The organism is Protofrankia symbiont of Coriaria ruscifolia (assembly GCF_900634745.1).
Classification (GTDB): Bacteria; Actinomycetota; Actinomycetes; order Frankiales; family Frankiaceae; genus Protofrankia; species Protofrankia californiensis.
The window spans coordinates 1-7,002 of record NZ_CAAAFR010000117.1 but is presented as its reverse complement, the minus strand read 5'-3'; the positions used below and the strand labels follow the sequence as shown (position 1 = coordinate 7,002).

Genomic DNA, 7,002 nt, shown 5'->3' with positions numbered 1-7,002 from the left:
TCTCCCTGCACACCCACCCCTGGCTCGCCGACCACGTCGTGCACGCAACGGTTGTCGTGCCCGGCACGGCATTCGTCGAGCTCGCCGTCCGGGCCGGGGACGAAGTGGGCCTCGACACCGTCGACGAACTCGTCCTGGAGGCGCCGCTGACCCTGCCGGCGCGCGGGGCGGTTGAGATCCAGGTCGTGGTGGCCGCGCCGGACGGGACGGGAAAGCGCGCGTTCAGCGTGTACGCGCGGCCCGCCGCCGATGGGGACAGCGCCGAGGAATGGACCCGCCACGCTGCCGGCCTGCTGGCGGACGCCGGCCTGCCCGCGGCAGACGGCCGGCCGGGAGCATCTGACCAGGAGGTGCTCGACGCGCTGGCGCCGGCGGTCTGGCCGCCAGCGGACGCCACCGCCGTCGACCCCGACGAGGTGTATGCGCAGCTCACCGCGGCCGGCCTGTCCTACGGTCCGCTCTTTCGCGGCACGACCGCGGTGTGGCGGCGCGCGGGCGAGGTCTTCGCCGAGGTCGAGCTGCCCGAGGGAGTACGCGCGGACGCCGGGCGCTTCGGCATCCACCCCGCGCTGCTCGACGCCGCCCTGCATGCCGCCGTCCTGACCGCGGCCGAGGGCGGGCAGGCCGCCGCAGGCGCCGGCGCGGCCGAGGGCCGGGTGCCCTTCGCCTGGTCGGGCGTGCGGTTGCACTCCTCCGGCGCGGCCTCGCTGCGGCTGCGGATCGCCGGTGACGGTGACACCGTCTCCGTGCACGCGGCCGACACCACCGGCGCGCCGGTCGTCTCCGTCCGCTCGCTGCTGTCCCGGCCGGTCAGCGCCGCGCAGGTCGGTGCCGCACGGCGCGAGGCCCACCGGGACTCGCTGTTCGCCGTCGACTGGACCGCCGTCGACCTACCGCTCTCCGCCGACCTGCCCGGCTCCCCCGGCCACTACCATGTGCTCGGCGCTGACGACCATCCGTTGCTGACCGCGCTGCGCTCGGCCGGAGTGGACGCGCAGGCCGCCTCCGACCTCACCGGGCTGGGGACGGCGGCACCCGAGTTCGTGCTCGTCCCGGTGGCCGCGTCCGACGCAGCCCCACCTGACACAGCCGTATCCGGCCCAACAGCGTCCGGCCCGGCCGCATCCGGCCCAACAACGTCCGGCCCAGCAGCCGTGCCGGCTGCGCGCGGGACAGCGACGGCACCGGCGGCGGCAGCGGCAGCGCGCGGCGCGACCCACCGCGTGCTCGCGCTGGTGCAGCAGTGGCTGGCCGAACCGCGCGACCCGGCGTCGCGGCTGGTGCTGGTGACCCGCGGTGCCGTGCCGGCCGGCGGCCAGGTTCCCGACCCCGCCGCGGCGACCGTGTGGGGGCTGGTCCGCTCGGCGCAGTCCGAGCATCCGGGCAGGTTTGTGCTGCTCGACCTCGACCCGCTGGACAGCGTCCTGCTCAACGCCGACCCGCCCGAGACCGACCTGCCGGCCGTGCTCGCCGCGGCGCTGGCGGGTGACGAGCCGCAGCTGGCCGTCCGCGGCAGTGCGATCACGGTCCCCCGCCTGGTCCGGGCTGCAGCCGCGCCGGCGACGCCAGCACCGCCAGCAGCATCAGCACAATCACCATCAGCAGCACCATCAGCACCAGCGGTGCTCAACCCCGACGGCACCGTCCTGATCACGGGTGGTACCGGGGCGCTCGGCGGACTGCTCGCCCGTCACCTGGTGACGCGTCACGGCGTGCGTCACCTGCTGCTCACCAGCCGGCGCGGTCTCGCGGCCCCCGGGGCGGAACAGCTGCGGGACGGCCTGACGGCCCTCGGCGCGTCGGTGACGGTCGCCGCCGCCGACGTGACCGAGCGGACGGCACTGGCCGACCTGCTCGCCGCGATCCCCGCCGAGCATCCGCTGACCGCGGTCGTGCACGCCACGGGCGTCATCGACGACGGTGTCGTCACGTCGCTCACCCCGCAACGGCTCGACAACGTGCTGGCGCCCAAGGCCGACGCCGCCTGGCATCTGCACGAGCTGACCCACGGCGCCGATCTGGCCGCGTTCGTGCTGTTCTCGTCGGCCGCCGGCATTCTCGGCAGCCCTGGTCAGGGTAACTACGCGGCCGCCAACGCCTTCCTCGACGCGCTCGCCGGATACCGCCACGGGCACGGCCTGCCGGCGACGTCGCTCGCCTGGGGGCTGTGGGCCGGCGCCAGCGGGATCACCGGTGAACTCACCGACGCCGACCGCGAGCGCATCTCCCGCGCCGGCCTGCGGCCACTGTCCGCGCAGGACGGCCTCGAGCTGTTCGACGCCGCCCTCGGCATCCGCACCACCGGCACCGGCGGCGTGGACCGGGCGCTGCTCGCACCCGTCCACCTTGACCTGGCCGTGTTGCGCGGCCGCGCCGCCGAGCACGGCGTGCCAGCACTGCTGCGCCACCTGGTCCGTCCCGCCCGGCGCACGGCCCGATCCGGCCCGGCGGCCGCCGGATCACCGCTGGCGGCGCGGCTGGCTGCGCTGTCCGCGGACGAACGGGCCGCGCACCTGCTCGACCTGGTGCGCACGGAGGTCGCGTCGGCCCTCGGACACGCCGACGCACGCTCGGTCGGAGCCGGCAGGCCGTTCACGGATCTGGGTCTGGACTCCCTGACAGCCGTCGAGCTGCGCAACCGGCTGGGCGCGGCGACGGGGCTGCGGCTGCCTACCACCCTCACCTTCGACCAGCCGACCCCCAACGCCGTTGCCGCGTTCCTGCTCACGCTGCTGACCGGGGCCGAGCCGACCGAGGCGGCCGCCGGCGCCGCGGCCACGGCGTCCCGCGCCGGGCGACCGGCCGGAGCCGTCGACGAGCCGATCGCGATCGTCGGCATGGCCTGCCGCTTCCCCGGTGGGGTCGAATCCCCCGAGGCACTGTGGAAGCTGGTCACCGACGGCGGTGACGCGATCACCGAGTTCCCGGGCGACCGCGGCTGGGACGTCGAGAAGCTGTACGACCCGGACCCCGACCGCACCGGCACGTCCTACACCCGCCACGGCGGCTTCCTGCTCGACGCGGGCGACTTCGATGCCGACTTCTTCGAGATCTCCCCGCGCGAGGCTCTGGCGACCGACCCGCAGCAGCGCCTGCTGCTGGAGACCACCTGGGAGCTGTTCGAGCGGGCCGGGATCGACCCGGCGGCGCTGCGCGGCAGCCGCACCGGCGTGTTCGCCGGGGTGATGTACCACGACTACGCCCCCAGGCTGGACGAGGCGCCGTCGTCGCTGGAGGGCTTCCTCGGTACCGGGAGCGCCGGCAGCGTCGCCTCCGGCCGGGTGTCGTACACGTTCGGGTTCGAGGGGCCCGCGGTCACCATCGACACGGCCTGCTCGTCGTCGCTGGTCGCCCTGCACCTGGCCGCCCAGTCCCTGCGGTCCGGCGAGAGTGAGCTGGCGATCGCCGGCGGGGTGACGGTGATGGCGTCCCCGGGTGCCTGGGTGGAGCTGTCCCGGCAGCGCGGGTTGTCACCGGACGGCCGCAGCAAGGCGTTCGCCGCGGCGGCGGACGGCGTGGGCTGGGCCGAGGGTATCGGGCTCGTCCTGCTCGAGCGGCTCTCGGACGCCCGGCGCGCCGGCCATCCGGTACTCGCGCTTCTGCGGGGATCGGCGGTCAACCAGGACGGCGCCTCCAACGGGCTCACCGCACCCAACGGACCATCCCAACAACGCGTCATCCGCGCCGCCCTCACCGCCGCCCGCGTCGCTCCCGCCGACGTCGACGCCGTCGAAGCCCACGGCACCGGCACCCGCCTCGGCGACCCCATCGAAGCCCAAGCCCTCATCGCCACCTACGGCCAGAACCGCCCCGACAACCAGCCCCTCTACCTCGGCTCCCTCAAATCCAACATCGGCCACACCCAGGCCGCCGCCGGCGTCGCCGGCATCATCAAAATGATCCAGGCCATCCACCACGGCATCCTGCCCAAAACCCTCCACGTGGACGCACCGTCACCGTATGTGGACTGGTCCGCCGGCGAGGTCGAACTGCTCACCGAGGCTCGGCCGTGGCCCGCGCTCGACCGTCCCCGCCGGGCGGGGATCTCCTCCTTCGGCGTCAGCGGCACCAACGCCCATGCGATCATCGAACAGGCTCCGGACGACCGCGCGCCGGCACCGCATCGGGCAGGGACCGGCGGCGCGCCGGTGGCGTGGACGCTGTCCGCGAAAACCCCGGAGGGGCTGCGGGGACAGGCCGCCCGGCTGGCGGCGTGGGTGCGCGCGGACGAGCCGGTGAACGGCAGCGGACCGGTGAACGGCAGCGGACCGGCGTCCACCGGGCAGGCATCCACCGAACGGGTGAACGGCACCGGGCCGGTGAGCAGCAGTGGGCCGGGGCCGGACGTCGCGGACGTCGCGTCGGCGCTGCACACCACCCGCGCGACGTTCGCCGAACGCGCGGTCGTCGTCGCCGGCGACCGGGACGGCTTCCTCACCTCCCTCGAGGCGCTGGCCCGGGGCGAACTGCCGGCGAACGCGGCCCGGGGCACCGCCGGAGCGGACCGCAGGATCGTGTTCGTCTTCCCCGGCCAGGGCTCTCAGTGGCCCGGCATGGCCGCGAGCCTGCTCGAGTCCTCTCCGGTGTTCGCCGCGTCGATCGCGGACTGCGCGCGGGCGCTGCGCCCGTACGTCGACTGGGACCTGCTCGACGTCCTGCGCGAGACGCCGGAGGCACCCTCGCTGGACCGCGTCGACGTGGTGCAGCCCGCGTTGTGGGCGGTCCTCGTCGCGCTCGCGGCGCTGTGGCGCGCGTACGGCGTGCATCCGCATGCCGTCGTCGGCCACAGCCAGGGGGAGATCGCCGCCGCCCACGTGGCCGGTGCCCTGTCCCTGGACGACGCCGCCCGCATCATCGCCCTGCGCAGCCGGGCCATCACCGCGCTGGCCGGACGCGGTGGCATGGCCTCGATCGCGCTGCCCGTGGACGACCTCGAGCCACAGCTGGCCCGGTGGGACGGCCGGCTGTCGGTCGCCGCCGTCAACAGCCCCGGGTCGGTAGTGGTCGCCGGTGACACCGACGCCGTCGAGGAGCTGGTGGCGGAACTGGAGGCCGGCGGCACCCGCGCCCGGATCATCCCGGTCGACTACGCCTCGCACTCGGCCCACGTCGACAGCCTGCGCGAGCTGCTGCTGGCGGACCTCGCGCCGATCGAGCCGCGGGCGGCCACGATCCCGCTGATCTCCACGGTCACCGGCGAACGGATCGACACCGCTACGCTCGACGCCGCGTACTGGGTCTCCAACCTGCGCGAGACGGTGCGCTTCGAGCAGGCCACCCGCGCTCTGCTCGACAGCGGCCACGACACGTTCGTCGAGATCAGCCCGCATGCCGTGCTCACCTTCGGCCTGCAGGAGACCGTCGGGGCGGCCGGCGCCTCGGGTGCCGCGGTCGTCGGGACGCTGCGCCGCGACCAGGGCGGGCCGGACCGCTTCCTGCTCTCCGCCGCCGAGCTGCACGTCCACGGTGTGCCGGTCGACTGGGCGCCGACGGCCCCCGGCCCGCACCCGCGGGTCGCGCTGCCGACCTACGCCTTCCAGCACCGGCGCTACTGGCTGGACGTCGGACGGTCGTTCGCCGGGGAGGTAGCCGTCACGCGGCCGGCGCAGACGCCCGGGCTCGCCGGGGACGACCCGGCCCCGGCCGGTGGGCTCCTGCTGCTGCAGCGGCTGGCCGGCCTCGGGGAAACCGAACGCGACAGCGTGCTGCTGGAGGTCGTCCGATCGGAGATCGCGACGGTCCTCGGCCACACCGATGCCGACGGGGTCCACCAGACCCGGACGTTCCAGGAACTCGGGTTCAGTTCCCTGACCGCGGTCGACCTGCGCAACCGGCTGGGTGCGGCGACCGGGCTCGAACTGCCGGCCACGCTGGTCTTCGACCACCCCACACCCGAGGCCGTCACCGCCTACCTGCGGGGGGAGCTGGCCCTCGGCACACCGGAAGCGGCGGTGCCGGCGACGCCGGCGCACGCGGTCGACCAGCTGGAGACAGTGTTCGCCGCCGCCGGCACCACGGCGGCGGACCGGCAGGCCGCGGCCGTCCGCCTGCGCCGCCTGCTCGACCAGTGGGGCACCGAGCCCACCGGTCCGTCCGGCGACGACGAGCTGGACCTCGACTCCGCCAGCGACGAGGAACTGTTCGCCCTCATGGATCAGGAGCACGCCTGAGATGTCCAACGACGACAAGCTCCGCGAATACCTCAAGCGCGCGCTCGCGGACTCCCGGACCGCGCACAAGCGGCTGCGGGAGATCGAGGAGAGCCGGCGGGAACCGATCGCGATCGTCGGCGCCGCCTGCCGCTACCCCGGCGGGATCACCTCGCCGGAGGATCTGTGGCGGCTCGCCGAGACCGGCGGTGACGCGATCAGCGAGTTCCCCGACGACCGCGGCTGGGACGTCGAGGCGCTCTACGACCCCGACCCGGACCGGCCCGGCACCACCTACACCCGCCAGGGCGGGTTCATCTCCGGCGCCGGCGACTTCGACACGGCGTTCTTCGGGATCTCCCCGCGTGAGGCCGCCGCGACCGACCCGCAGCAGCGCCTGCTGCTGGAGACGGCGTGGGAGCTGCTGGAGAACGCCGGGATCGACCCGACGGCGCTGCGCGGCAGCCGTACCGGCGTGTTCGCCGGTGTCGCCGGACGGGACTACGCCGCCGGTTTCCACGAGGTTCCCGACGAGCTGGAGGGCTACCTGGTCACCGGCGCGCTCGGCAGCGTCGCCTCCGGCCGGATCTCGTACACGTTCGGGTTCGAAGGGCCCGCGGTCACCATCGACACGGCCTGCTCGTCGTCGCTGGTCGCGCTGCACCTGGCCGCCCAGTCGCTGCGGTCCGGCGAAAGTGACCTTGCGCTTGCCGGCGGGGTCGCCGTCATGACGTCGCCGCTGGGCTTCGTGGACTTCTCCCGGCAGCGGGGGCTGGCCGCGGACGGCCGGTGCAAGGCGTTCGCCGCGGCGGCGGACGGCACCGGCTGGTCGGAGGGCGTGGGCCTGCTGCTG

General features: G+C 74.8%; 2 protein-coding genes. Both read left to right on the top strand.

The window, feature by feature from the left end; all coding sequences use genetic code 11:
- Positions 1–6,170: SDR family NAD(P)-dependent oxidoreductase (locus CV1CTNOD_RS14390; RefSeq protein ID WP_131786606.1), on the top strand; the 6,170-nt coding region annotated here is incomplete at its 5' end.
- Between the two features lies 1 nt (position 6,171).
- A partial coding sequence (locus CV1CTNOD_RS14385; protein WP_207386444.1) for a beta-ketoacyl synthase N-terminal-like domain-containing protein occupies positions 6,172–7,002 on the top strand: 831 nt, incomplete at its 3' end.